This window comes from Bradyrhizobium viridifuturi (assembly GCF_001238275.1).
GTDB classification, from domain to species: Bacteria; Pseudomonadota; Alphaproteobacteria; order Rhizobiales; family Xanthobacteraceae; genus Bradyrhizobium; species Bradyrhizobium viridifuturi.
Map to the genome: position 1 here is coordinate 56,119 of NZ_LGTB01000042.1, position 23,929 is coordinate 80,047.

General features: G+C 65.7%; 18 protein-coding genes and 3 pseudogenes. 12 read left to right on the forward strand and 9 right to left on the reverse strand.

Annotated elements, in window-relative coordinates:
• Positions 1–12: 12 nt before the first annotated feature.
• Positions 13–480 (reverse strand): PH domain-containing protein, encoded by a 468-nt coding sequence (locus ALC15_RS31825; RefSeq protein ID WP_050630709.1) that lies wholly within the window; start codon positions 478–480, stop codon positions 13–15.
• A 209-nt stretch (positions 481–689) separates the two neighbouring features.
• Here ALC15_RS31825 and ALC15_RS31830 point away from each other — a divergent pair, with 209 nt between their 5' ends.
• The 3 genes from ALC15_RS31830 to prfA all read left to right on the forward strand — a co-directional run bounded on the left by ALC15_RS31830 (position 690) and on the right by prfA (position 5,829).
• Entirely contained in the window at positions 690–1,946 is a 1,257-nt protein-coding gene (locus ALC15_RS31830) for an aspartate kinase (RefSeq protein ID WP_050630710.1), read from the forward strand.
• A gap of 468 nt (positions 1,947–2,414) precedes the next feature.
• Positions 2,415–4,682 carry a phosphoenolpyruvate--protein phosphotransferase gene (gene ptsP, locus ALC15_RS31835; protein WP_050630711.1) on the forward strand — a complete coding sequence of 756 codons (2,268 nt, stop codon included), beginning with the start codon at positions 2,415–2,417 and terminating at the stop codon, positions 4,680–4,682.
• A 67-nt stretch (positions 4,683–4,749) separates the two neighbouring features.
• Positions 4,750–5,829 (forward strand): peptide chain release factor 1, encoded by a 1,080-nt coding sequence (gene prfA, locus ALC15_RS31840; protein WP_050630712.1) that lies wholly within the window; start codon positions 4,750–4,752, stop codon positions 5,827–5,829.
• 115 nt (positions 5,830–5,944) lie between these two features.
• Here prfA and ALC15_RS31845 read toward each other — a convergent pair whose 3' ends face one another.
• Entirely contained in the window at positions 5,945–6,415 is a 471-nt protein-coding gene (locus ALC15_RS31845) for a MarR family winged helix-turn-helix transcriptional regulator (RefSeq protein WP_050630713.1), read from the reverse strand.
• Between the two features lie 146 nt (positions 6,416–6,561).
• Positions 6,562–6,909, reverse strand: coding sequence for a hypothetical protein (locus ALC15_RS31850; RefSeq protein ID WP_244486341.1), 348 nt, complete (start codon positions 6,907–6,909; stop codon positions 6,562–6,564).
• Between the two features lie 384 nt (positions 6,910–7,293).
• On the opposite strand from ALC15_RS31850, the pseudogene ALC15_RS31855 reads away from it, so the two are divergent.
• The 4 genes and pseudogenes from ALC15_RS31855 (at position 7,294) to ALC15_RS31870 (ending at position 12,195) form a co-directional block, all read left to right on the forward strand.
• Positions 7,294–8,648 (forward strand): annotated as a pseudogene (locus ALC15_RS31855) (substrate-binding protein).
• A 103-nt stretch (positions 8,649–8,751) separates the two neighbouring features.
• Positions 8,752–9,627 (forward strand): branched-chain amino acid ABC transporter permease, encoded by an 876-nt coding sequence (locus tag ALC15_RS31860; protein ID WP_050630714.1) that lies wholly within the window; start codon positions 8,752–8,754, stop codon positions 9,625–9,627.
• A gap of 13 nt (positions 9,628–9,640) precedes the next feature.
• Complete coding sequence (locus ALC15_RS31865) at positions 9,641–11,500, forward strand: branched-chain amino acid ABC transporter ATP-binding protein/permease (RefSeq protein WP_050630735.1); 1,860 nt, start codon at positions 9,641–9,643, stop codon at positions 11,498–11,500.
• Positions 11,497–12,195, forward strand: a complete 699-nt coding sequence (locus tag ALC15_RS31870; protein ID WP_050630715.1) for an ABC transporter ATP-binding protein — start codon at positions 11,497–11,499, stop codon at positions 12,193–12,195. Before ALC15_RS31865 ends, ALC15_RS31870 begins: the two co-directional genes overlap by 4 nt.
• Here ALC15_RS31870 and ALC15_RS31875 read toward each other — a convergent pair.
• Positions 12,192–12,617: an HIT family protein gene (locus ALC15_RS31875; RefSeq protein WP_050630736.1), complete on the reverse strand. Its 426-nt coding sequence runs from the start codon at positions 12,615–12,617 to the stop codon at positions 12,192–12,194. The genes ALC15_RS31870 and ALC15_RS31875 overlap by 4 nt on opposite strands.
• Positions 12,618–12,721: 104 nt before the next feature.
• Between ALC15_RS31875 and prmC the strand changes: the two are divergent.
• Together prmC and ALC15_RS31885 are read left to right on the forward strand one after the other, a co-directional pair.
• Positions 12,722–13,611, forward strand: a pseudogene (gene prmC, locus ALC15_RS31880) (peptide chain release factor N(5)-glutamine methyltransferase).
• Between the two features lie 482 nt (positions 13,612–14,093).
• Entirely contained in the window at positions 14,094–14,873 is a 780-nt protein-coding gene (locus ALC15_RS31885) for a DUF4167 domain-containing protein (RefSeq protein WP_050630716.1), read from the forward strand.
• A 59-nt stretch (positions 14,874–14,932) separates the two neighbouring features.
• On the opposite strand, the gene ALC15_RS31890 is transcribed toward ALC15_RS31885, so the two are convergent.
• Positions 14,933–15,685: a class I SAM-dependent methyltransferase gene (locus ALC15_RS31890; protein ID WP_050630717.1), complete on the reverse strand. Its 753-nt coding sequence runs from the start codon at positions 15,683–15,685 to the stop codon at positions 14,933–14,935.
• 183 nt (positions 15,686–15,868) lie between these two features.
• Here ALC15_RS31890 and gloB point away from each other — a divergent pair.
• Positions 15,869–16,635: pseudogene (gene gloB, locus ALC15_RS31895) on the forward strand (hydroxyacylglutathione hydrolase).
• The gene (locus ALC15_RS31900; RefSeq protein ID WP_050630718.1) at positions 16,635–17,069 is read left to right on the forward strand and encodes a cupin domain-containing protein; all 435 of its coding nucleotides are present in this window, start codon (positions 16,635–16,637) and stop codon (positions 17,067–17,069) included. The pseudogene gloB and the gene ALC15_RS31900 overlap by 1 nt, the downstream one beginning before the upstream one ends.
• A 168-nt stretch (positions 17,070–17,237) precedes the next feature.
• On the opposite strand, the gene yddG is transcribed toward ALC15_RS31900, so the two are convergent.
• The 3 genes from yddG to ALC15_RS31915 all read right to left on the reverse strand — a co-directional run bounded on the left by yddG (position 17,238) and on the right by ALC15_RS31915 (position 20,405).
• On the reverse strand, positions 17,238–18,146 hold the full coding sequence (gene yddG / locus ALC15_RS31905; RefSeq protein WP_094194231.1) for an aromatic amino acid exporter YddG: 909 nt from the start codon (positions 18,144–18,146) through the stop codon (positions 17,238–17,240).
• Positions 18,147–18,250: 104 nt separating this feature from the next.
• The gene (gene phbB / locus ALC15_RS31910; protein WP_050630719.1) at positions 18,251–18,976 is read right to left on the reverse strand and encodes an acetoacetyl-CoA reductase; all 726 of its coding nucleotides are present in this window, start codon (positions 18,974–18,976) and stop codon (positions 18,251–18,253) included.
• Positions 18,977–19,226: 250 nt separating this feature from the next.
• On the reverse strand, positions 19,227–20,405 hold the full coding sequence (locus ALC15_RS31915; RefSeq protein WP_050630720.1) for an acetyl-CoA C-acetyltransferase: 1,179 nt from the start codon (positions 20,403–20,405) through the stop codon (positions 19,227–19,229).
• 313 nt (positions 20,406–20,718) lie between these two features.
• Between ALC15_RS31915 and phaR the strand changes: the two genes are divergently transcribed.
• Positions 20,719–21,309 (forward strand): polyhydroxyalkanoate synthesis repressor PhaR, encoded by a 591-nt coding sequence (phaR, locus tag ALC15_RS31920; protein WP_050630721.1) that lies wholly within the window; start codon positions 20,719–20,721, stop codon positions 21,307–21,309.
• A gap of 72 nt (positions 21,310–21,381) precedes the next feature.
• Here the strand turns inward: phaR and ALC15_RS31925 are convergent, their stop codons facing one another.
• Entirely contained in the window at positions 21,382–23,748 is a 2,367-nt protein-coding gene (locus ALC15_RS31925; protein WP_050630722.1) for an acetamidase/formamidase family protein, read from the reverse strand.
• Positions 23,749–23,929 lie beyond the last annotated feature (181 nt).

Genomic DNA, 23,929 nt, shown 5'->3' on the forward strand with positions numbered 1-23,929 from the left:
TTGCGCGCGCCCCTATCGCGCGGTGATCGAATTGCGGAACGACAGCGGCGAGGCGATGGTCTTGATGGTCTCGATGCCCTCGCCGACACCGCGGATGGTGACGTCGCCGTAATTGAGCAGGCGTCCCGCGATGCTCTGGTTGACGTCGACGCTCTCGACCTTGTCGAGGCTCATCTCGAAGGTGCGCCGCTTGATGAAGCCGGTCTTGTGCACCACGCGGAAATTGGTGACGTCGGTTTCCGTGGTCCAGCGGTGGAACCAGGCCGCGCCGGTCCAGTACAGCGCCGCGACCGCGGCCACGGCGGCGGCCGTCAGGCAGGTCAGCACCAGGCCTTCGACCGTCGTCATCCGCGACAGGATCAGCAGCGCCAGCACCACGATCCAGCCCGCGATCGCCGGCAGATAGAACATCCAGTGCGCATTGGTGGAATACAGCACCTTCTCGCCGGGCTGCAGGATTTCGTCGATATAGCGTCCCATCCAATCCGCCTTCGAGTTACCCGCTAGTCACCCTTGCGCCACAGCCGGGCCGCAACCGCCAGAATCACCCCCGGAGGACCCCAGTAGACCCCTACCAACCGGCTTGCCCCCGGGCGCGGCGCTATGTATACGCGCCTTTCGGTCCCCGCGCTTGCGGTTTTCGGCGTGGGTTAACCTACTTATCCTCTTAAAGGAATAGACGCGTCGTCATGGGCCGCCTCGTGATGAAATTCGGCGGTACGTCCGTCGCCAATATCGATCGTATCCGCAACGTCGCCCAGCACGTGAAGCGCGAGGTCGACGCCGGCCACGAGGTCGCCGTCGTGGTCTCGGCGATGTCCGGCAAGACCAACGAGCTGGTGGCCTGGTGCACTGACGCCTCGCCGATGCACGACGCGCGCGAATACGACGCGGTGGTCGCCTCCGGCGAACAGGTCACCTCGGGCCTGCTCGCCATCGTGCTGCAGGGCATCGGCATCCAGGCGCGCTCCTGGCAGGGCTGGCAGATCCCGATCAAGACCTCGGACGCGCACGCCTCGGCGCGCATCCTCGAGATCGACGGCACCGAGATCATCACCCGCTTCAAGGAGCGCAAGGAAGTCGCCGTGATCGCCGGCTTCCAGGGCATCAATCCCGATACCGGCCGCATCACCACGCTCGGCCGCGGCGGTTCGGACACCTCGGCGGTGGCGATCGCAGCTGCGCTGAAGGCCGATCGCTGCGACATCTACACCGATGTCGACGGCGTCTACACCACCGACCCGCGCGTGGTGCCGAAGGCGCGCCGGCTCGACAAGATCGCGTTCGAGGACATGCTGGAGCTGGCCTCGCAGGGCGCCAAGGTGCTGCAGGTTCGCTCGGTGGAACTCGGCATGGTGCACAACATGCCGATCTTCGTGCGCTCCAGCTTCGACAAGCCTGAGGATATCGACCCGCACGCCAACCAGCCGCCGGGCACGCTGATCTGCAGCGAGGAGGAAATCATGGAAATGCACGTCGTCACCGGCATCGCCTTCTCGAAGGACGAAGCCCAGATTTCCGTGCGCCAGATCGAGGACAAGCCGGGCGTCGCCGCGGCGATCTTCGGGCCGCTCGCGGACGCCAATATCAATGTCGACATGATCGTGCAGAACGTGTCGGAGGACGGCAAGACCACCGACCTCACCTTCACCGTGCCGGCCACCGACTACAACCGCGCCAAGGACACCATTACCTCCGCCAAGGCCAAGATCGGTTACGCCCGGCTCGACACCGAGACCGACGTCGCCAAGGTGTCGGTGATCGGCAGCGGCATGCGCAGCCACGCCGGCGTCGCGGCGAAGGCGTTCAAGGCGCTGGCCGAGCGCAACATCAACATCCGCGCCATCACCACCTCCGAGATCAAGTTCTCGGTCCTGATCGACGCCGCCTACACCGAACTCGCGGTGCGCACGCTGCATACGCTGTACGGGCTGGATCAGGCGTAGGGTTAACGGCGGGCGGGCTCTCTCCCTGCCGTCATTCCCCGGTGCGCAATTGCGCACCTGCGGGCGCGCCACTTGGCACGAGCCCGCAATCCATTGAGCAGCAGGTTCAGTGGATGAATGGATTCCGGGCTCTCACTTCGCGAGCCCCGGAATGACGGGGTAGAGAGCACGGGATACCCTCCACGACCCCCGCCCCGGAGTTAGAATTTCTCTTAGCGGGCGCAGCATTGGGCTGACGCAGAAGTTATTTGCTACTGGCAGGCGTTTTGCTTGGCAAAGCGAGCCTCGATTGGCTATACGGCCAGTCAGGTAGGCTGTCGCAAACTGTGGCACAGTTTGATGATCCCGAATCGGCGGGAACTGGCGCGTGCGGCGACACCGAATGACTAAAATTGTTGTTTTTGACGAGTTTTGCGCCAGCGGCCGGCCGGCCCGGTGCGCCGGCCTCGTGGGGAGGGACTGAAGCATATGCGGAGCGCGTCGGGAGGCCCACGCATCCTGTTGAGACGGCTCCGCGAAACCATGGCGGAGCAAGTCTCCGCGCAGGAGCGCCTCGACAAGATCGTGGTGCTGATCGCGGCCAACATGGTGGCCGAGGTCTGCTCGACCTACGTGCTGCGCGTTGACAACACCCTCGAGCTCTACGCTACCGAAGGTCTGAACCGCGACGCCGTGCACCGCACCGTGCTGAGCGCGCATGAAGGCCTGGTCGGCCTCGTCGCCAGCGAGGCGACGCCGCTCAATCTGTCCGACGCGCAAAGCCATCCGGCCTTCGCCTACCGCCCGGAGACCGGCGAAGAGGCCTACCACTCGTTCCTCGGCGTGCCGATCCTGCGTGCCGGCAACACGCTCGGCGTGCTCGTGGTGCAGAACCGCGCCAAGCGCACCTATGTCGAGGAAGAGGTCGAGGCGCTGCAGACCACCGCCATGGTGCTGGCGGAGATGATCGCCTCCGGCGAGCTTGCCGCGCTGGCGCAGCCCGGCGCCGAGCCCGCCGCCCGGCACTCGCTGCACAAGACCGGCGCGGTGCTCTCCGACGGCATCGCGCTCGGCCATGTCGTGCTGCATGAGCCGCGCGTCGTCATCACCAACTACATCGCCGAGGACCTGCCGAAGGAGGTCAAGCGGCTCGACACCGCGCTCGCCAATCTGCGCGCCGACCTCGACCGCATGCTGGAGCGCGGCGACGTCGCCGACGGCGGCGAGCACCGCGAGGTGCTGGAAGCCTACCGCATGTTCGCCAACGACCAGGGCTGGTCGCACAAGCTGCACGAGGCGGTCGCCACCGGCCTCACCGCGGAGGCCGCGGTCGAACGCGTGCAGTCCGACACCCGCGCGCGCATGCTGCGCTCGACCGATCCTTACCTGCGCGACCGGCTGCACGACCTCGAGGATCTCGGTCATCGCCTGATGCGGCAACTGGTCGGCCAGGACCATGCGCCGTCGCGCGAGCAGCTGCCCGACAACGCCATCCTGATCGCCCGCGCGATGGGCCCCGCGGCGCTGCTCGACTATGACCGCAAGCGGCTGCGCGGCCTGGTGCTGGAGGAAGGCACCGCGAACTCCCACGTCTCGATCGTGGCGCGCGCGCTCGGCATTCCCGCGGTCGGCGAGGTGCCGAACGCGCCCGGCATCGCCGATCCCGGCGATGCCATCATCGTCGACGGCATCTCCGGCGAGATCTATGTTCGCCCCTCCACCGAGATCGAATCCGCCTATGCCGAGCGGGTCCGGTTCCGGGCGCGGCGGCAGGCGCAATATTCGGCGCTGCGCGACAAGGCCTGCGTCACCAAGGACGGCCAGCCGATCGAGCTTTTGATCAATGCCGGCCTGACCATCGACCTGCCGCATATCGACGACACCGGCAGCGCCGGCATTGGCCTGTTCCGCACCGAATTGCAGTTCATGGTGAGCCCGAACCTGCCGCGCTCGAGCGACCAGCTCGCGCTGTACCGCACCGTGCTCGATGCCGCTGGCTCAAAGCCCGTTACCTTCCGCACGCTCGACATCGGCGGCGACAAGGCGCTGCCGTATATGGAGACCGTGGTCGAGGAAAATCCCGCGCTCGGCTGGCGTGCGATCCGGCTCGGCCTCGACCGTCCCGGCCTGTTGCGCGGCCAGATCCGCGCGTTGCTGCGCGCCGGCGGCGGGCGCGCGCTGAAGATCATGTTCCCGATGATCTCCGACATCGCCGAGTTCGACCAGGCCAAGTCGATCGTCGAGCGCGAGCTGACCTATCTGCGCCAGCACGGCCATTCGCTGCCCGAGCGGATCGACATCGGCACCATGGTCGAGGTGCCGGCGCTGCTCTACCAGCTCGACGAGCTGCTGAAGAAGGTCGACTTCGTCTCGGTCGGCTCCAACGATCTGTTCCAGTTCCTGTTCGCGGTCGACCGCGGCAATGCCAAGGTCTCGGAGCGCTTCGACATCCTGTCGGCGCCGATCCTGCGCGCGCTGCGCGACATCGTGCGCAAGGCCAAGAGCGCGAAGAAGGCCGCCTCGCTGTGCGGCGAGATGGCCTCGAAGCCGATCGGCGCGCTGGCGCTGATCGCGCTCGGCTATCGCTCGCTGTCGCTGTCGGCGACCGCGCATGGCCCGGTGAAAGCGATGATCCTCGACCTCGACGCTGGGAAGGCCGAGGCGATGATCAATCCGCTGCTGGACGCGCCGGTCGGCAGCGTCTCGATCCGCGAGGCGCTGACGAAGTTTGCGGAAACCGAGGGGCTGGCCTTGTAGCGACGCTGCCGTCGCCGCTATCGCCCCTTTGCGCCCTTCGCGCCTTCAGCAAATTCGAGATACCGCCATGCTACCCGAAGCCAAACTCGACGTCCTGCTCGCCCATCACGCCTCGCTCGAGGCCGAGCTGCTCGGCGAGGTGAAGTCCGATCGCTATGTTGCGATCACCCGCGAGCTCGCCGAGCTCAATCCGCTGATCGACGCGGTGAAGCTCTATCGTTCTGCCCGCACTGAACTCGCCGACACCGAGGCGATGCTGGCCGATGCCGGCACCGACGCCGAGATGCGCAGCATGGCGGAAGCCGAGCTCGAGACCTTGCAGGCGCGGATCGGCGAGCTCGAGCAGCAGATCCGGATCGCGCTGCTGCCGAAGGATGCGATGGACGATCGCAACGTGATGCTGGAAATCCGCGCCGGCACCGGCGGCGACGAGGCCTCGCTGTTCGCCGGCGACCTGTTCCGGATGTACGAGCGCTTCGCCGCCCTGCAGGGCTGGAAGGTCGAGGTGATCTCGGCGAGCGAGGGCACCGTCGGCGGCTACAAGGAAATCATCGCCGAGGTGCAGGGCCGCGGCGCCTTCGCCAAGCTGAAATTCGAATCCGGCGTGCACCGGGTGCAGCGCGTGCCCGACACCGAGACGCAGGGCCGCATTCACACCTCGGCTGCGACGGTCGCGGTGCTGCCAGAAGTCGAGGACGTCGACGTCGACATCAAGGACACCGATCTGAGGATCGAGACCATGCGCGCCGGCGGCGCTGGTGGTCAGCACGTCAACAAGACCGAGTCGGCGATCCGCATCACCCATCTGCCGACCGGCATCGTGGTGATGATGCAGGACAGCCGCTCGCAGCACAAAAACCGCGCATCGGCAATGAACATCCTGCGCTCGCGCATCTATGACGCCGAGCGCCAGCGCGTCGAGGCCGCGCGCTCCGCCGACCGCAAGGAGAAGGTCGGCTCCGGCGACCGCTCCGAGCGCATCCGCACCTATAATTTCCCGCAAGGGAGAGTGACCGACCACCGCATCAATTTGACGCTCTACAAGCTACCGCAGGTGATCGCAGGCGAGGCGCTCGGCGAACTGATCGATGCGCTGACCACCGAGCACCAGGCCGCGCAGCTCGCGGCACAGGGCGCGGCGGCCTAGAGCCTTTCCCGTTCCGATGGAATCGGAACGGGGCTCTAGGTTTTTGTCTTGACGCGCTTTCTTCACGCGAACCGGTATCCACTTCGCTCGAAAACGCTCTGACGCGCGACACCGCTTAGGGTTCGTCAGGCTGCGGTGAGGATCTCAGCAGGCGGCGCAAGGCCGGGCTCGCGGCGCGGCGCAGCTCCTCGATGTTCTTCTTCGAGATGGCCTGCAGCTTCTGCTCGCCCTTTGCCGTCAACTTGAGCTGAACCCGCCTGCCGTCCACGGGATCGGTGACCCGGCTGATCAGCCCGAGCTTGGCCATGCGATTCATCAGTTCGACGGCGGAGTGGTGCCGGATCAACAGGAAGCGGGCGATATCGCCGACGCTCGGAGGGCCGGGCTCGACGAAGCCCTTGATCCCGAGCAGCGCCTGATGCTGCTGCGGCGTCAGCCCGGCCTTGCGGGCCCCCTCCTCGCTGAACGCGAGAAACGTCCGCAGCTCGAAGCGAAACTGCGCCAGCGCCCGGTAGTCTACCGTCGCGGCCGCCGCCTTGCGTTTGGGGGCTGCGGCTGGCGTTCGTCGCTGCTTGGCCTGAGGCATTCCGTCGTCCCGTCGCTTGTTCGCTCCGCCGGACGGCAGAAGCGTGTGCGACGCTAGCAAGCCCGCGCCGGCCGGACCATCCTACCGCCAGCCTTTGCACGCATGTTTTCAACGGTTTGACTGTCGCACCGCGCCGAGCGGCAGGATCACGGCTGTGGCCAGTGATCGTAGCTCGAGCTCAATATCTTCAAGAGCACGATCTGGAACGCGACCGGAATCCGCGGACTGCGGCGGCGGATCGACTTCTCCAGCGCCTCGGTGATCTCGCTCTTGGTGAGATGCCCGGCCGAGGCCCGTTCGACCAGGCCACCCCAGACTTCGGACAGTGACTTGCCGGTATGATGCGGCGCCGGGATCGAGATCCCGCGCGAGGCGGCCCAATCGATGATCTCGCGCATGGTCTGCCGTCCGCAATTCCGCGCCGTCGCAAGGTGGCGCGCGGTGAGCAGGCGCAGCAGATCGTCCGGCGGCGTCCAGCCGACCTTCGGCGGCACGTCTCGGTCAGCTCGACCGACAACTCCTTCAGGACGTTCATCGCGCGGATGCTGAGGCCGCCCGATGGCTCGGCGCCGCCTTCCGCGGTGACGGTGTGCTCCGCGTTATCGGCGCTGCGGCTTGAAGGCTCCTGGATCATCGCTCCCTCACTTACAGGACCCGCACCCGGGCGGTAAACCCTCGATACATCGCGGAACGACATTAATTCTATCGTAGACCGATATGATTCGACGAAAGGTGACATTGACTAAATATCCCGGTGGGGAATTGTAGCCGTGACGGGCTGCTCCAACGCAGCCGGCGCATCCAGCCGCCGATCGATCCGATCGGGCGACCAATGAACATGCGCGCCAACAATCAATATAATCGGAGGATATCGAGCGATGAGCACCAAGGATTTTCGGCCGGGCAGCGCATTCAACGTCTCGCGTCGCAGCCTGCTGCAGGCCGCGCCGGCCTGATCGGCGGCACCGTGTTGCCGGCCTCGATCGCATCGCGGGCATTCGCCGAGGACAAGCCGGCGATCGGGACCTTTCCCGCCGGCACGTCCGGCTCCTCCGCCTTCATCGGCATCTCGGTGCCGCGCACCGGCACCTACGCGGTGCAGGGCGAGGATGAACTGAAGGGCTACCAGCTCGCGATCGAGCACATCAACAGCGGCCACGAGCTGATCAAGAAGATCTCGCCGAAGACCAGCAAGGGCGTGCTCGGCAAGGAATTGAAGTTCGGCGTCGCCGATTCCGCGGCGAAGCCGAACGAGGCGGTGCAGGCGCAGCAGCGCTTCATCTCGGAGAACAAGGCGGTGATGATCACCGGCGGCACGTCGAGCGCGGTCGCGGTCGCGCTGAACAAGCTGGCGCAGCGCGAGAAGGTGATCTTCGTCTGCGGCATCTCCGGCTCCAACGACACCACCGGCAAGGATTGCGTGCGCTACGGCTTCCGCCAGAACTTCTTCGGTCAGACCGCGGCGGCGGCGATCGCGCCGGTGCTGATCAAGCAGTTCGGCAAGAACAAGAAGGCCGCCTACCTGACGCCCGACTACACCTATGGCCACACCGTGACCAAGTCGATGCAGGACTTCCTCGCCCAGGCGGGCTGGACCAGCGTCACCAACCAGGTGTCGCCGCTCGGCGCGCCGGATTACTCATCATACCTGCTCAATGTCGCGAATTCCGGCGCCGACGTGCTGATCAACGTCAACTGGGGTCACGACGCCGTGCTGTCGACGCAGCAGGCCAAGCAGTTCGGCGTGCTCGACAAGATGAAGCTCGTGGTGCCCTACCAGGTGCCGTTCATCGCCCGCGAGACCGGCGGCCTGATGCAGGGCGTCTACGCCGCGACCGACTATTGGTGGACCATCGAGGACAAGTATCCCCTGGCCAAGATGTTCAACGAGAGCTTCGAGAAGAAGTTCGGCTACAAGCCCGAATGGGGCGCCGAGAACGCCTATGTGAGCTTCGCGCACTGGGCCCGCATGGTCGAGGAAGCCGGCAGCTTCTATCCGCCCGACGTCATCAAGGCCTATGAGAAGGGCGAGACCATCCCCTCGCTGGTCGGCGACGTGCATTACCGTCCCGAGGATCATCAGTGCGTCCGTCCCGTCATCATCGTCCGCGGCAAGATGGAAAAGGAGATGAAGAACAAGGAGGACTATTACGAGGTGGTCGAGATCGTCCCCGGCGACGGCCTCATGCAGAAGCCGGACGCGTTCGGCTGCCATCTCGGCGACTACACCTGATCGACGTGGGACGACTCGGCGCCGTGGGCGGGGCGACCCGATCCGCGGCGCCGCTTTGTGTCGGAACCTATCCTCCATTGACGGGGCCAACTGAACGCACGCCATGATCAACTGGCCAAATTTCGTCTCGCAACTTTTCAACGGGCTGGCGCTCGGCGCGCTGCTCGCGCTGATCAGCTCCGGACTGACGATCATCTACGGCACGCTCGGGGTGCTCAACCTCGCCCACGGCGCCATGTTCATGATCGGCGGCTACGCCGGATACGTGACCTATTCCTACACCGGCTCGTTCATTCTCGCGGTCATCGCGGGCTCGCTGTTCGTGATGGCGCTCGGGGTGGCGATGGAGCGGATCATCATCCGCCATTTCTACCATCGCCCGCATGAGGATCAGCTGCTGGTCACCTTCGGCCTCGGCATCTGCTTCGTCGAGATCGTGCGGCTGATCTTCACCAGCCAGTCGCAGGTGGTGCCGCCGCCGGCGCTGCTGCAGGGCATCACCTCACTCGGCTTCCTGTTCTACCCGACCTACCGGCTCGCCGTCGTCGGCATCGTCGCGGTCGCGCTCGGCGGATTGTTCCTGATCCTCTATCGCACCCGGCTCGGCATGATCGTGCGCGCCGGCATCGAGGATTCGGTGATGGTCGATTCGCTCGGCATCAACGTCTACCGCGTCTTCATGATCGTGTTCGGCATCGGCGCGATGGCCGCTGGCTTCGCCGGCATCATCAACGCGCCGGTGGTGTCGCTGACGCCCGGCGTCGGCGACGACATCCTGGTCGAAACCTTCGTGGTGGTGGTGATCGGCGGCGTCGGCTCGTTTCCCGGCGCGATCCTCGGCGGGCTGATCGCCGGCGAGATCATCAGCATCACCTCGATGTTCAACCCCGGCTACGCCTACGTCATGCTGTTCGCGGCGATGACGCTCGTGCTCGTGCTCCGACCGCATGGCCTGCTCGGCACGCAGGGCCGCGAATGACGACGGATCCCAAATGCTGAAGCAGCGCCCATACCTGATCGAATTCCTGACCGCCGCGGGCCTGATCCTCGCACCCTTCGTGCTGCCGTGGCTGGGCTTCGCGCCCAATACGGTGAACCGGATCCTGGTCTGGGGCCTGTTCGGCCTCGGCTTCGACATCCTGTTCGGTTTCACCGGCCTGCTGTCGTTCGGCCAGTCGGCGTTCTACGGCACCGGCGGCTTCGTCGCCGCCTATCTCCTGACCCGCGCCGGCTTCCCTAACGTCGTGCTCGCGCTCGTGATCGGCATGATCGCGGCCGCCGCCGCCGGCTATCTGATCGGCCTGATCGCGCTGCGCCGCACCGGCATCTACTTCGCGATGATCACGGTCGCGATCGCGGAGGTGTTCTTCTTCGTCGAGTTCAATCCGCTGTCGGACTTCACCGGCGGCGAGAACGGACTGCCGGGCGTGCCGACCCCAAGCTTCAATCTCGGCTTCACCACGCTGCACTTCACCACCGGCTGGTCGCTCTACCAGTTCCTGGCGCTGTGCTACTTCATCGGCGTCGTGATCGCACTGCGCATCGTGCGCTCGCCGGTCGGAGCGGTGTTCAGCGCGATCCGCGACAACCCGCTGCGCGCGACCGCGGTCGGCCACAATATCCACGGCTACAAGCTGACCGCCTTCGTGATCGCCGCCGCCTATGCCGGCTTTGCCGGCGGCTTGCTCGGCGTGCTGCAGGCCTTCATGCCGCCCGACGCCTTCACCTTCGACACCTCGGGCCAGCTCGTGATGCAGACCGCGATCGGCGGCCGCGGCACGTTGTTCGGGCCGCTGGTCGGCGCTGCGGTGTGGCTGTCGTTGCAGGATTTCCTGCAGGCGGCGCTCGGGCTCGGCGCGGCCTGGAAGCTCGTGCTCGGCATCGTGTTCGTGCTGCTGGTGTGCTTCCTGCGCCGCGGCATCATCGGCGGGCTCGCCGACCTCTATGGTCTGCTGACCGGCCGGCGCAGCGCCCGGGAGCCGGACGAGAGCGCGCCGGAGGTGGTCGCCGTCGCAAGTACGCCGCACGCCGCGGCCGCTGCCGCTGCGCCGACGCCGGTGCGGCCGCGGCCCGAGGGCAGTCCTTCGGGTCCGATCCTTCAGGCCAAGGGCCTGACCAAGCGCTATGGCGGCCTGCTCGCCAACAGCGACATTGATTTCACGGTCAATCATGGCGAGCTGCGCGGCATCATCGGCCCCAACGGCGCCGGCAAGTCGACCTTCTTCAAGATGCTGACCTGCGAGGTGCACCCGACCTCGGGCACCATCGTGTTCGAGGGCCGCGACATCACCGGCATGAATGTCACCGACGTCTGCCAGCTCGGCTTGACCAAAAGCTACCAGGTCAACCAGCTGTTCACCGGCCTGACCGTGCGCGAGAACCTCGTGATCGCGGCGCTGTCCGGGCTGCGCGGCAAGTTCAAGCTCGACCTGTTCCGCAGCATCGACAGCATCCCCGGCCTGCCCGAGCGCGTGCAGCACACGCTCGAGTTGGTCAACCTCACCTCGCGGCCCGACACGCCGGTCTCCGAGCTCGCCTATGGCGAGAAGCGGCGGCTGGAGATCGGGCTGGCGCTCGCGACGTCGCCGAGCCTGTTGCTGCTCGACGAGCCGCTGGCCGGCATGAGCCCGCGCGAGCGCGTCGAGACCGTGAAGCTGCTGAAATCGATCAGCCAGGGCCGCACCATGATCATCATCGATCACGACATGGATGCGCTGTTCGAGCTCGCCGAGCGCGTCACCGTGCTGCAGGAGGGCCGCGTGCTGGTCGAGGGAACGCCGGAAGAGATCAAGAACAACTCGACCGTCCAGGAAGCCTATCTCGGCGGCGTGCATGGAGTGCTCGCCGCATGAGCCTGCTCGAAGTCAACGGACTGAACAGCTATTATGGGGATTCCCACATCCTGTTCGACGTCTCCTTGCGCGTCGAGCGCAACGAGGTGGTGGCGCTGCTCGGCCGCAATGGCGCCGGCAAGAGCACGACGCTGAAGAGCTTGATGGGCGTCGTCACCCCGCGCCGCGGCTCGGTGAGGTTCGACGGCGTCGACATCGCCGGCAGGAAGAGCCACAAGATCGCGCAGGCCGGCATGCAGCTGGTCCACGAGGAGCGCCGCATCTTCGGCAGCCTGAGCGTCGAGGAGAACCTCGTGATCGCCGGCCTGACCGCCTCGCAGCGGTGGCCGCTGGGGCGCATCTACGAGATGTTCCCGCGGCTCCGCGAGCGGCGGAGCAATCGCGGCACCGACCTCTCGGGCGGCGAGCAGCAGATGCTGGCGATCGCACGCGCGCTGGTGCGCGATCCCAAGATCATCCTGCTCGACGAGCCGTTCGAGGGACTGGCACCGGTGATCGTGCGCGACCTGATGAAGGCGTGCCGCGATCTGGCCGAGGCCGGACAGACCATCGTGCTGGTGGAGCAGAACCTCGCCGCGACGCTCGCGCTGGCGCAGCGCATCTACATCATCAACAACGGACACATCGTCCATGAAGGGCCCGCCCAGGAGATCAAGGCGCAGCCCGACGTCTTGCAGCGCTACCTCGGCGTCTAGTCCGCCAGCGCCGCGATCATGCGCCTGGCGTGATCGGCAAGCACATCCATCTCCGCCTTGATGGTCTGCGCCGGCAGCAGCGCGACACCGGCCTTCACCGGCATCACATGCATGTGCAGGTGAAACACCACCTGCCCGCTGGCAGGCTCGCTGAACTGCTGGATGATGATGCCATCGGCGGAGAACGCCTTCATCGCGGCGACGGCGACGCGCTTGGCCGACCGGGCCACCGCGGCAAGGTCGTCCTCCGCGATGTCGAGGATGCCGCGCGCAGGCGCCTTCGGAATCACCAGCGTATGCCCCGGCGATCGCGGCATGATGTCGAGAAAGGCATAGGTCCGGTCGGTTTCATGGACCTTGAAGCTCGGCACCTCGCCGCGGAGGATCTTGGCGAAGATGTTCTGGTCGTCATAGCCCGTCATGGTCGTGCATTCCGCATCGATATTCGAGGCTTCGACCGTGCGCGGCGGCGGCGACAGGCGCAAGCGATATCGACGCCGCATCGACCATCGGCTAACAACGCGCGATGAGCACACCAGCCGAACATGGCAGCCAGACCGTCGAGAGCGTCCGGCGCGCGCTCGCCGCGCGCTTGGCGACGTCAGCGGCGACGATGCCGAGCTCGACGCGCGGCTGCTGGTCGGCGCCGCGCTGGGGCTCGATCTGACCGGCATGGTGACCGGCGCCAGGCGCACGCTGACGACGGGCGAAGCCGACCGCATAGAAGCCCTCGCGCGGCGCCGCCTTGCCGGCGAACCGGTCGCGCGCATTCTCGGCATCAAGGAGTTTTGGGGGCTGCCGCTGCACCTCTCCGCCGCGACGCTGGTGCCGCGTCCCGACACCGAGACCGTGGTCGAGCGCGCGCTCGAACTGCTGCGGGCCGACAATGCGGCCGAGCGCGCACTGCGGATCGCCGATCTCGGCACCGGCTCCGGCGCGATCCTGCTGGCGCTGCTCTCGGAACTGCCCAACGCGCATGGCTTCGCCACCGACATTTCGGCGGAGGCGCTCGAGACCGCGCGCCGGAACGCCGCCGAGCTCGGGCTCGCGGGTCGCACCACGTGGGTCCAGTGCGACTATGCCAGCGGACTGACCGGCACGTTCGACCTGATCGTGTCCAATCCGCCCTACATCCCCTCGGCCGACATCGCCGGCCTCGACATCGAGGTGCGCGCACACGATCCGCGCACGGCGCTCGACGGCGGCGCCGACGGGCTCGACGCCTACCGCGCGCTGATTTCGCAATCTGCGGGTCTTTTGGCCTCAGGTGGATTTCTGGTTGTGGAAGTCGGGCAGGGCCAGAGCGGCGACGTTGAAGCGTTGATGACGGCGTCCGGGTTATCCCCAACGGGGCCGCCCAAGGCCGATCTGGGGGGCATTCCGAGGGCCGTTTCCGCCCGCCGGCCGCCCCGATAAAGTCCTATTGGAACGCAAAAAAACCTCTTGGAATATCCCCGGGGAACGACTACGTTCCGGGCACAACATCGGTGCTGGCCCCGTAAACCGTTACGGGTGATGACCAGGGTTCAGCAGAGCCCGCCGATCGAAAGGTTCCAGGAACGCAGGTCTCACAGAGCGCAATAGCCGAAGCTGTGCTGCTCTCGACCGCCAAGCGAACGAAAGCCTGTTATTGCGCTTGAAGACTTACGCACGAGAACTGGGCCTGTCTCGACGGGCGGAATGATTTGGTCGCTGGCGGGTTTTGCCGGCGGTTGGGGAACGCGTATTTGCTGAACGCGACTTTGCTGAACGAGATGGTCAGCGACATCGAAGCCACTTCGAACGGTATTGCGATTCCGTGCGCCTAGGCGCGCGCCGAATCGGACTTTGCAAATCGGACTTCTGAGAAATCGGACTGTGGACTGCAATAACTTCAGGGCTGGAATAAAAGGCGACAGATGAGAAACGGTCAGAACAACAAGCGGATGCGCAACCGGAATAACAACAATAATAACAACAACAATAACCGGCGCGGCCAGAATCCCCTGACACGGGTGTACGAATCGAACGGACCCGACATCAAGATCCGCGGCACGGCCTCCCACGTTGCCGAGAAATACGTCCAGCTCGCGCGCGATGCACGCTCCTCCGGCGATCCGGTGGCAGCCGAAAACTACTATCAGCACGCCGAGCACTATTACCGGATCATCGCGGCCGCACAGGAGCAGTTCCGGCAGAATCAGCAGCAGCCGCGCCCCGACGCCGAGCCGGTCTCGACCGAAGACGGCGACGACGACAGCGACGGCTATTCGAGCTTCGGCCAGGAGCCGGGCTTCGTGCCGCAGCAGCCGCAACCCTTCATGCGCGACAACAGCCAGCAGCCGTACCAGCGCGAACAGCAGCAGCCGCGCGAGCACCGCGAGCGTGACCAGCAGCCGCGTGAACACCGCGAACGCGAGCATCGTCCGCAGCCGCAATATCAGCCGCAACCGCAAAACCAGCCGCAGCCCGCGATGGCCGATGCCGGCGGCGTCGATCGCCTGCCCTCGTTCATCACCGGCGGCGCACAGCCGCAGGTCAACGGTGGTGCCTATGAAGGCAACAATGGCGGTGGTGCCGAACGCGGTGAGCGCAGCGAGCGTTTCCCGCGCCGCCGCCGTCGTCCGCACGGTCCGCGTCCCGACATAGCAGCGCAGCCCGCGCCGACCGGCGACGACTTCAATCCGGGCAACGAGTAACGCCTACGCGCAGCCACCCTCCCCTGGAGGGTGGGTGATCCGCGTCACGGCGCGTCGTTCTACGATTCCGAGTGAGTCGACTTCCGCGTCGCCGTCGAGGACGGCACCAGCACCGGCCGCAGCGACGGGATCAGCTGCGTCCGCTCGCGGCGCGCCGGGATCGCGCGATAGACCTGCTTGCTCGCTTCCACGATATGCACGCCGGCGAACGGCATCGACAGCGCCGCGCCGACGCGCTCCCACGCCATTGCCGAGCGCAGGAACCAGCTGCCCTGCACCGGCGGCATGAACAGCGCCTCGCCCCATGACGCCGGCGTGAACCAGGTCTGCCGCAACAGCTGGGTGATCTGCGCCCGCGAATAGGGCCGGCCATGGCCGAACGGAGTCGCGTCGGTGCGCGTCCACACGCCGCGGCGGTTCGGGATGATCGCGATCAGCCGCCCCGACGGCGACAGCACCCGCCACACCTCGCGCAATAGCCGCTCGGGATCATCGGACATCTCCAGCGCATGCACCAGCAGCACGCGGTCGACCGCGGCATCCGGCAACGGCATCGAGAACTCGTCGATCAGGGCCGCCAGCGCCGGCCGGCCGGTCGGCCATTTCAGCACGCCCTGGGCCGCCGGCATGAAGGCAATGCAGCGCTCGCAGGTATCACGGAACAGGCCGAGGTAAGGCGTCGGATAGCCGAGCCCGAGCACGCGCTGGCCCTCCGCGTTCGGCCACCGCGCGCGGATGCCGCGGTTGATCAGCTGCCGCGCCACGATGCCGAGGCGCTGCGAATAGAAATCGCGGAGGTCGATGACGTCCATGGTGCCAGCCTAACATGCCCCTTGCGGCCCGGGAGCGCGGAAATTTGCGTTGCCGCCGGAGCGTTAACGCCATATTTCACACCTATATTGGGCGCGTTAAGAGCCTGATCCGAAAAAGCGGGCACCGGTTTTTCGAAAAGATCATGCTCTGAAATGCCCGTCCCGTTTGTTCGTGGAGATATCATGACCGCCGAAATTCGCACCTTCAGCTGCCTCACCGACAATTTCGGGTACCTGATCCACGATCCCGTAACCAAGGCGACGGCGTCGATCGACGCGCCGGAGGCCGGCCCGATCATCAAGGCGCTGGAGCGCGAAGGCTGGACGCTGACCGACATCCTGATCACCCATCATCATGGCGACCATGTCGGCGGCGTCGCCGAGTTGAAGCAGAAATACGGCTGCCGCGTCGTCGCCCCGCACGACAAGTCGGCGAAGATCGCCAATGTCGACCTGCGCGCCGCCAATGCCGACGTCATCAAGGTCGCAGTCTGTTGGCCCGCGTGGTCGAGACCCCCGGCCATACGCTCGACCACATCTCCTACGTGTTCGACGGCGAGAAGGCGGTGTTCGCTGCCGACACGCTGTTCTCGATCGGCTGCGGCCGGGTGTTCGAAGGCACCTATCCGATGATGTGGGATTCGCTTTTGAAGCTGCGTTCGCTGCCGGACGATTTCCGGCTGTATTGCGGCCATGAATACACCGCCTCCAACGTGAAGTTCGCGCTCACCATCGAGGCCGACAATCCGCATCTGCAGGCCCGCGCCGCGGAAGTGACGAAGCTGCGCGCCGAGAACAAGCCGACGATTCCCGTGCTGCTCGGCGACGAGAAGAAGGCCAATGTGTTCCTGCGCGCCGACGAGCCCGCGGTCGCGGCCAAGCTGCACATGAAGGGCGCCGATCCGGCGCTGGTGTTCGGCGAGCTCCGCGAGCGCAAGAACAAGTCCTGATGTCACAGCTCTCCGCTGCCGACATCATCGCGCGGCTCGCGCTGAAGCCGCATCCGGAAGGCGGACATTATCGCGAGACGTTTCGCGACGAGCGCGTTGACGCCAGTGGACGCGCGCATTCGACGGCGATCTATTTCCTGCTCGCGCGCGGCGAACGCTCGCACTGGCACCGCATCGACGCCGTCGAGATGTGGCACTATTACGCCGGCGCGCCGCTGACGCTGCGGATCGCGCGGGACGGCGGCTCGCAGCACGCGATCACGCTCGGCCCGGACATCGCGCACGGCGAGCAACCGCAGGCGATCGTGCCGGCGGGCGCCTGGCAGGCCGCGGAAAGCAGCGGCGACTGGACGCTGGTCGGCTGTACCGTCGCGCCGGGATTCGAGTTCGCGAAGTTCGAGCTGGCGCTGAAAGGCTGGGAGCCGGCATCGTAAGATCGTTCTCCCGTCATCCCCGCGCAAAGGCTAAGCCTTTGTCGCTGGAGGTGCGAGCGAAGCGAGCCTCGAAGGATGAATCGGCCACACGCGGGCCGTCGACCCTTCGAGACGGCCGCGTTGCGGCCTCCTCAGGGTGACGGTCAAGCAGGCTGCGCTCTACCCATCCTACATTCTTTTCCGCAACACCATGTCCTTCGCCGCGATCAGCCCGCCGCCGGCGATCAGGATCGCGGCGATGGCGATGTTGGCGCTGGGCTTGGCAAAGCCTGCTGCAATCAGAAACGCGGTCGAGAGCAGCGGCGTGGCGTAGGACGCGGCGCCGAGCACGCGGATGTCGCCGCGCTTCATGCCGATGTCCCAGGCAAAGAATGCCGCGCCCACCGGACCGATGCCGAGCGCTATGACCGCAAGCCATTGCAGCGATGTCACGGGCCACACCGTGGTCTCCACCATCATGTGCACGGCGGCTGCGAGCACCGCCGTCGCCAGGCAGAAGCCCGCGACCGCATCGGTCGGCACCGCCTTGAGCCGGCGCGACATCACCGAATAGGCCGCCCACACGAACGCTGCGACGAAGGCCGCCGCGAAGCCTGGAATCTGCTCTTTCGTAAACGCGCCGGTGTTGCCGGCGAACAGCAGCACGGTGCCGGCGAGCCCGAGCAGCGCGCCGATGATGTGATGGACCGCAAGCCGCTCACCCGGCAGCAGCGAGGAGAACAGCACGATCAGCAACGGCCAGAGATAATTGAGCAGGCCTGCCTCGGCCGGCGGCGCGAACCGCAGCGCCAGGAAGTACAGCGCGTGATAGCCGAACAGCCCGCCGACGCCGACGACCCAGGCGACCAGCGGCTGCTTCAAGGCGCCGAACGCCGCCGGCCGCAGCAGGAAGCTTGCGAACGCAACCATCGCGCCGATCGCAAAGGTCATGGCGGCGAGTTGGAACGCCGGGATCGCCCCGGTCGCAACCGTCATGACCGACAGCAGCGACCACATCAGGATGGCGGTCAGTCCGACAAGGGTGGCAGTTTCATCTGAATTCAATCCGTCGTGGCCGAGCAGATCGTGTGCAGCCACGTCCTTGCTTCGCGCCCCGCGGTTGTAGCGACGAAAATGCCCGGCACAAGGCCGGGCATCACGACTTGATCGATGGCGCCTGCGACGCGACGACGCTTGTCGCGTCAGGCGTGATACTGGCCGCCGTTCACGGTCAGCGTCGAGCCGGTGATGAAGCCGGCATCGTCGGCGGCGAGGAACACCACGGCGCGCGCGATTTCCTCGGGCTCGCCGAGCCGGTTGACCGGAATCTGCGGGATGACGTTCTTCTCCAGCACGTCCTTCGGCACCGCCTGCACCATTTCGGTGTTGATGTAGCCGGGGCAGATCACGTTGACGGTGATACCGCCCTTGGCGTTCTCCAGCGCCAGCGCCTTGGTGAAGCCGATGTCGCCGGCCTTTGCCGCGGAGTAGTTGACCTGGCCGAACTGGCCCTTCTGGCCGTTGATCGAGGAGATCGAGATGACGCGGCCGAACTTGCGGGCCCGCATGCCCTCGATCACCTGGCGCGTCATGTTGAACAGCGAGCCGAGGTTGGTGTTGATCACGGCATTCCACTGCTCGACCGTCATCTTGTGGAAGGCGGTATCCTTGGTGATGCCGGCATTGTTGACGAGCACGTCAACCGGGCCGAGATCGGCCTCGACCTGCTTCACGCCGGCTGCGCAGGCGTCGAACGAGGCGACGTCCCACTTGTAGACGGGAATGCCGCTCTCCGCCTTGAACTTCTCCGCCGCGGCGTCATTGCCGGCGTAGCTCGCCGCCACCTTGTAGCCAGCCGCTTTCAGCGCCTTGCTGATCGCAGCTCCAATGCCCCGCGTTCCGCCCGTCACCAATGCAACACGTGCCATGTCCGTCTCCTCCTTGGCCGTCTTTTATAACCGGATAACTCCGGCCTACGCACTCACAACGAAGCGCGATGGGATCGTCGCGCTTCAGCTCCCTTTTGAGCATGATCTTTTCGGAGAACCGCTTCACACTTTCCGGATCATGCTCTCGAAACAAAAATGCCCGGCGCAAAGCCGGGCATCTTTTCTATCAGTTCGCGCCGTGGTTGACAGATGATCTTTTCATCACCTAGCCGGCCTCGCTGCCTTTTGTTCAGTCGCGTGCAACGCACATAGCGATGCCCATGCCGCCGCCGATGCACAGCGTCGCGAGGCCCTTCTTGGCGTCGCGCTTCTGCATCTCGTGCAGCAGCGTAACCAGCACGCGCGCACCCGACGCGCCGACCGGATGGCCGATCGCGATCGCGCCGCCATTGACGTTGACCTTGGCCGGATCCCAGCCGAGGTCCTTGTTGACGGCACAGGCCTGCGCCGCGAACGCCTCGTTGGCCTCGATCAGGTCGAGGTCGGCGATGTTCCAGCCGGCCTTCTTCAGCGCCGCGCGCGAAGCGGGGATCGGACCGGTACCCATGATCTTGGGGTCGACGCCGGCCTGGCCCCACGAGACGATGCGGGCGAGCACCTTCTTGCCCTGCTTGGCGGCTTCCTTGGCGGTCATCAGCACGACGGCGGCGGCGCCGTCATTGATGCCGGAGGCGTTGCCGGCGGTCACGGTGCCGTCCTTCTCGAAGGCGGCGCGGAGCTTGGCCATCGCATCGATCGTAGCGCCATGGCGCGGATACTCGTCGGCGTCGACCACGATGTCGCCCTTGCGGGACTTGATGGTGACCGGGACGATCTCGTCCTTGAACCTGCCGGCCTTCTGCGCCGCCTCGGCCTTGTTCTGCGAACCGACCGCGAACTCGTCCTGCTGCGAGCGGGTGATCTGGTACTGCTTGGCAACGTTCTCGGCGGTGTTGCCCATGTGGTAGCCGTTGAAGGCGTCCCACAGGCCGTCCTTGATCATGGTGTCGATCAGCTCGAGGCCGCCCATCTTGACGCCGCCACGCAGATATTGCGCGTGCGGGGCCATGCTCATGGATTCCTGGCCGCCCGCGACGACGATCGACGAATCGCCGTTGAGCAGGGCCTGGTAGCCGAGCGCCACGGTGCGCAGGCCGGAGCCGCAGAGCTGGTTGACGCCCCAGGCCGGGCTTTCCACCGGGATGCCGGCCGCGATCGAGGCCTGGCGGGCGGGGTTCTGGCCCTGTGCCGCGGTCAGGATCTGGCCCATGATGACTTCGGAGACCTGGCCGCCCTCGACGCCGGCACGCTCCAGCGCGGCCTTGATGGCGATCGCGCCGAGATCGTGAGCCGGGGTGGTCGCGAATGCGCCGTTGAAGCTGCCGACCGGGGTGCGGGCGGCGCTGACGATGACGACATCGTCTGACATGGACATCTCCTATGGGTTGTAGCTGGGTTTCTCGACGGCGGGCGGCCGGTTTGGCGGACCTGTCTCTTAATGACTATCCTGTAAATCTCATTGAGGCATGTCAATCGCGCTGACGCGCAAAACGCGCCGCGGCGCACTCAAAATGACGCCCTTGGCACATTCCTGAGCAAATCCTATGCTTTGGAATTAACCGCAAAGCACAAAACGGTAGCCGAACCGCTTTGAAAATGCTTACCTTTGCTGCGATGCGTTGCATTTTGCCCTGCGGCGATGCTGTAGGGTTCCAGGTTCTTCGGTGTTGAAGTGAGAGCCCATGGCAAAATCTGAACAACCGACCACGATCAAGAAATACGCGAACCGGCGGCTCTATAATACCGGTACGAGCACCTACGTGACGCTCGAGGATCTCGCGGCGATGGTGAAGGAAGGCGAGGATTTCCTCGTCTATGACGCCAAGACCGGCGACGACATTACCCGCTCCGTACTCGCGCAAATCATCTTCGAACAGGAGAACAAGGCCGGGCAGAACCTGCTGCCGACGACCTTCCTGCGGCAGCTGATCCGCTTCTATGGCGACAGCATGCAGATGGTGGTGCCGAAATATCTCGAACAGTCGATCGAGACGCTGACCAAGGAGCAGGAGAAGTTCCGCAAGCAGATCGCGGGTGCCCTGAGCGGTACGCCGTTTGCTCCGCTGGAGGAGCAGGTCCGCCGCAACATGGAACTGTTCCAGCAGACCTTCTCGATGTTCAAGCCGTTCGTGCCGCAGCGCGGCGGCGCTGAAGCCGAGAAGGTGCCGGAGCCCGCACCTGACGACGGCAACATCGACGATCTCCGCCGCCAGATGAAGGACATGCAGGAACGCCTCGAGCGCATGTCGCAACCGGCGAAGAAGGACGAGTAGGTCCTCCGCGATCGGCCGGGTCCGCCCGGCCGCCATCGGTTCGCAATTCCAACGCTGCCCTTCGAGCCGGCGTCAGGCGCTCGCGGCCTGATCGAACATGTCTTTGCGCACGATGGCGTGCACGCCCCAATTGCCGTCGGCAACTTGCGTGACGCCGAAATCGACGCCGAGCGAGATCAGCGCCAGCGCCTCATCCTCGCTGAGGCGATAGCACTCCATCAGGAATTTGCGCGTCGCCCGGAATGCGTTGCGCAGGGCGAGATCGACCGACGATCGCTGGTAGATTTCCGACTGCGCGTTGCGCCCGAGCTCGCGCAGATAATTGCCGTAGCTGAAGCCGTGCAGGATCCACGCCTCCGGTGTTTCCAGCAGCGGATGCACCAGTCCCTCGACATGCGGCTTGGTCGCCCTGCCGTTCTTGTGCACGATGAAGCGGAACTGGCCGGTGAGCGATAACTCCAGCGCGGTGCCGTTGACTTCGCCATCGCCCTGCGCGAAATGCGGATCGCCGATCGAGAACAGCGCGCCGGGCACGGCGACCGGCAGATAGAGCGTGGTGCCCTTGGTGGCGCGCCAATTGTCGACATTGCCGCCGAAATAGCCGGGCGGAATCGAATCGATGATGTCGGATTCGCGCGGCGCCACCGCCATGAAGCCGAAATGCAGCCGTGCCGGAATCCGCACCCCGGCGAGCACGCTGGGTCGCTTCTCGACCGTGGTGTGATCGACCGGGACGCCGGGATAGTCCATCGTCTCGTGACGCACGCCGAATGGATCGGTCTGCGGTGTCCAGCGATAGGAATAGACCGCCTGCGCCCATTCGGCCTCCGCATCGGTCTCGAAGATCGTGATGGTCTCGCGCTTGGCCGGCGGATCGATCAGGTCATTGTACTGAAAGCCCCACCAGGCGGCGGCGTTGCTGCCGAACGACTTGCCGGCGAAGGCCGGATTGGCCGAGGGCCGCGGCCAGATATCGAGGATCTGGACCTCGAGCACGTCGCCCGGCTCGGCACCGCAGACATGGATCGGACCGGTGCAGATGTGCACGCCGAAGCCTTCGCCGGCGCCGCGGCCGAAGATCGAGCCGTCCATCGGGCCCGCGCCGCGCCGTTCGACCGACTTGCCCTCGGCCGTCCAGTGAAACACGCTCTCGGCGCCGGGATCGCCCTTGATCATCCGCTCGTAGTCATCGAAGGCGTGCTGGGTCAGCGTCTCGATCGTCACCAGCGCACCCGATTGCACGCTCATGACCGGCGGGATGGCGCGGCTGAGATAGCCCCAATGCGCGGTCTCCCTCGACACCTTGAGATGGTGATTTGACGCGCCCCGCCCTTCCGGCGCCTCCGCGGGCAGCGCGATCGGCAGCGCCGGCTCCGCCTGCGCAAGTGTCTCGCGCGTTGCCGGACCTGGCGCGAGCCGCAGCACCGTCGCGGTGCCGCGCGCCAGCCGCGGCCGACCGCGCGTACGCTCGGCCTCGGCTTCACGCGGCACGGCCTTGCGGAAGTCGCGCGGCGAAGTGCCGTAGGTCGCGCTGAACATGCGGCTGAAATGCGCCTGATCGGTGAAGCCCCAGCGATAGCTGATTTCGGCGATGCGCTGGTCGGCGTAGTTAGGATCGATCAGGTCGTTGCAGCAGCGTTCCAGTCGCCGCTCGCGCACATAGGCCGAGAATGTGGTGCTCTGTCGCTCGAACAGCCGTTGCAAATAACGCTGCGACAATCCCTCCTGCCGCGCGATGTCGGCGATGGTCAGGTTGGCATTGCCAAGCTGGGCCTCGATCGCGGCATCGACCCGCCTCAAATGACCAGCCTGCACCTGCGTCATCGCCTCGGCATCGAGCCGCGTCTCGCCGAGCAGCGCGCCGGCGATGAGCTCGGTGACTGCAGCCTCGGCCGTGGCGAGATCGGCCTTGTCCAGGATCGCGAAATTGCCGCCCAGCGTCCGCATCACCGGGCGGACAGCCGCGGCGGCGATCGTCGCACCGAGCACCGCGGGCAGGCGCAGGCGATTGTGCCCGAGCCGGCCGAGCAGCCGCTCGCGTGGCAGTTCGAGCAGCAGGATCTCGAAATCCTCGCGCAGCGTCATGCGCCAGGGCAACTGCAGGTCGCACACCGAGACGTCGTTGTCGGCGAACTCGCAACTGCGTTGGCCGAACGCGATGCTGCCGCGACCATAGGCATGGAAGATGATGGCGACCCGTGCCGGCGTTCCCGGCGACGCCGCATGACCGTTGCAGACGATCTGCTGCTCGGTGGACCGCAGCAGCGCAAGCTGCGCGCCGCTGGTCGAGCGCTTTGTGGTCAACTCGCCGAACTGGAACTGGCCGGCCTCCGGCAATTCGCAATCGAGCTGCAATCCGGCCAGCGCCTCGCGCCAGACCTCCCGCCGGTTTTGCCGCGGGATCGCATCGACCGAAATCCGATAGGTCGTCGCGACCATCACCCCTCCAGGCCGGAGCTCCGCAACGTTCAAGTCTCACAGAGCCGTGAAGGCAGCGTGCACCGATTGCAGGAAGGCGGCAAGCGTGTTGCGGCGGCACGGATTGCCCAGCCTGCGTGCAATCGATGGAGACGCCGCTTTCGTGCAGCAGCGCAATCGGCCGCGAACGCAGCGCAACTTG

Excerpts from the sequence above, each read along its gene's own strand:
- ptsP (WP_050630711.1), top strand. The coding sequence starts at position 2,415 with ATGCGGAGCGCGTCGGGAGGCCCACGCATCCTGTTGAGACGGCTCCGC.
- ALC15_RS31915 (WP_050630720.1), bottom strand. The coding sequence starts at position 20,405 with ATGTCAGACGATGTCGTCATCGTCAGCGCCGCCCGCACCCCGGTCGGC.
- ALC15_RS31875 (WP_050630736.1), bottom strand. The coding sequence starts at position 12,617 with ATGACGGGCTATGACGACCAGAACATCTTCGCCAAGATCCTCCGCGGC.
- ALC15_RS31870 (WP_050630715.1), top strand. The coding sequence starts at position 11,497 with ATGAGCCTGCTCGAAGTCAACGGACTGAACAGCTATTATGGGGATTCC.
- ALC15_RS31825 (WP_050630709.1), bottom strand. The coding sequence starts at position 480 with ATGGGACGCTATATCGACGAAATCCTGCAGCCCGGCGAGAAGGTGCTG.
- prfA (WP_050630712.1), top strand. The coding sequence starts at position 4,750 with ATGCTACCCGAAGCCAAACTCGACGTCCTGCTCGCCCATCACGCCTCG.
- ALC15_RS31830 (WP_050630710.1), top strand. The coding sequence starts at position 690 with ATGGGCCGCCTCGTGATGAAATTCGGCGGTACGTCCGTCGCCAATATC.
- ALC15_RS31885 (WP_050630716.1), top strand. The coding sequence starts at position 14,094 with ATGAGAAACGGTCAGAACAACAAGCGGATGCGCAACCGGAATAACAAC.
- ALC15_RS31865 (WP_050630735.1), top strand. The coding sequence starts at position 9,641 with ATGCTGAAGCAGCGCCCATACCTGATCGAATTCCTGACCGCCGCGGGC.
- phaR (WP_050630721.1), top strand. The coding sequence starts at position 20,719 with ATGGCAAAATCTGAACAACCGACCACGATCAAGAAATACGCGAACCGG.
- ALC15_RS31845 (WP_050630713.1), bottom strand. The coding sequence starts at position 6,415 with ATGCCTCAGGCCAAGCAGCGACGAACGCCAGCCGCAGCCCCCAAACGC.
- ALC15_RS31900 (WP_050630718.1), top strand. The coding sequence starts at position 16,635 with ATGTCACAGCTCTCCGCTGCCGACATCATCGCGCGGCTCGCGCTGAAG.
- ALC15_RS31890 (WP_050630717.1), bottom strand. The coding sequence starts at position 15,685 with ATGGACGTCATCGACCTCCGCGATTTCTATTCGCAGCGCCTCGGCATC.
- phbB (WP_050630719.1), bottom strand. The coding sequence starts at position 18,976 with ATGGCACGTGTTGCATTGGTGACGGGCGGAACGCGGGGCATTGGAGCT.
- ALC15_RS31860 (WP_050630714.1), top strand. The coding sequence starts at position 8,752 with ATGATCAACTGGCCAAATTTCGTCTCGCAACTTTTCAACGGGCTGGCG.
- ALC15_RS31925 (WP_050630722.1), bottom strand. The coding sequence starts at position 23,748 with ATGGTCGCGACGACCTATCGGATTTCGGTCGATGCGATCCCGCGGCAA.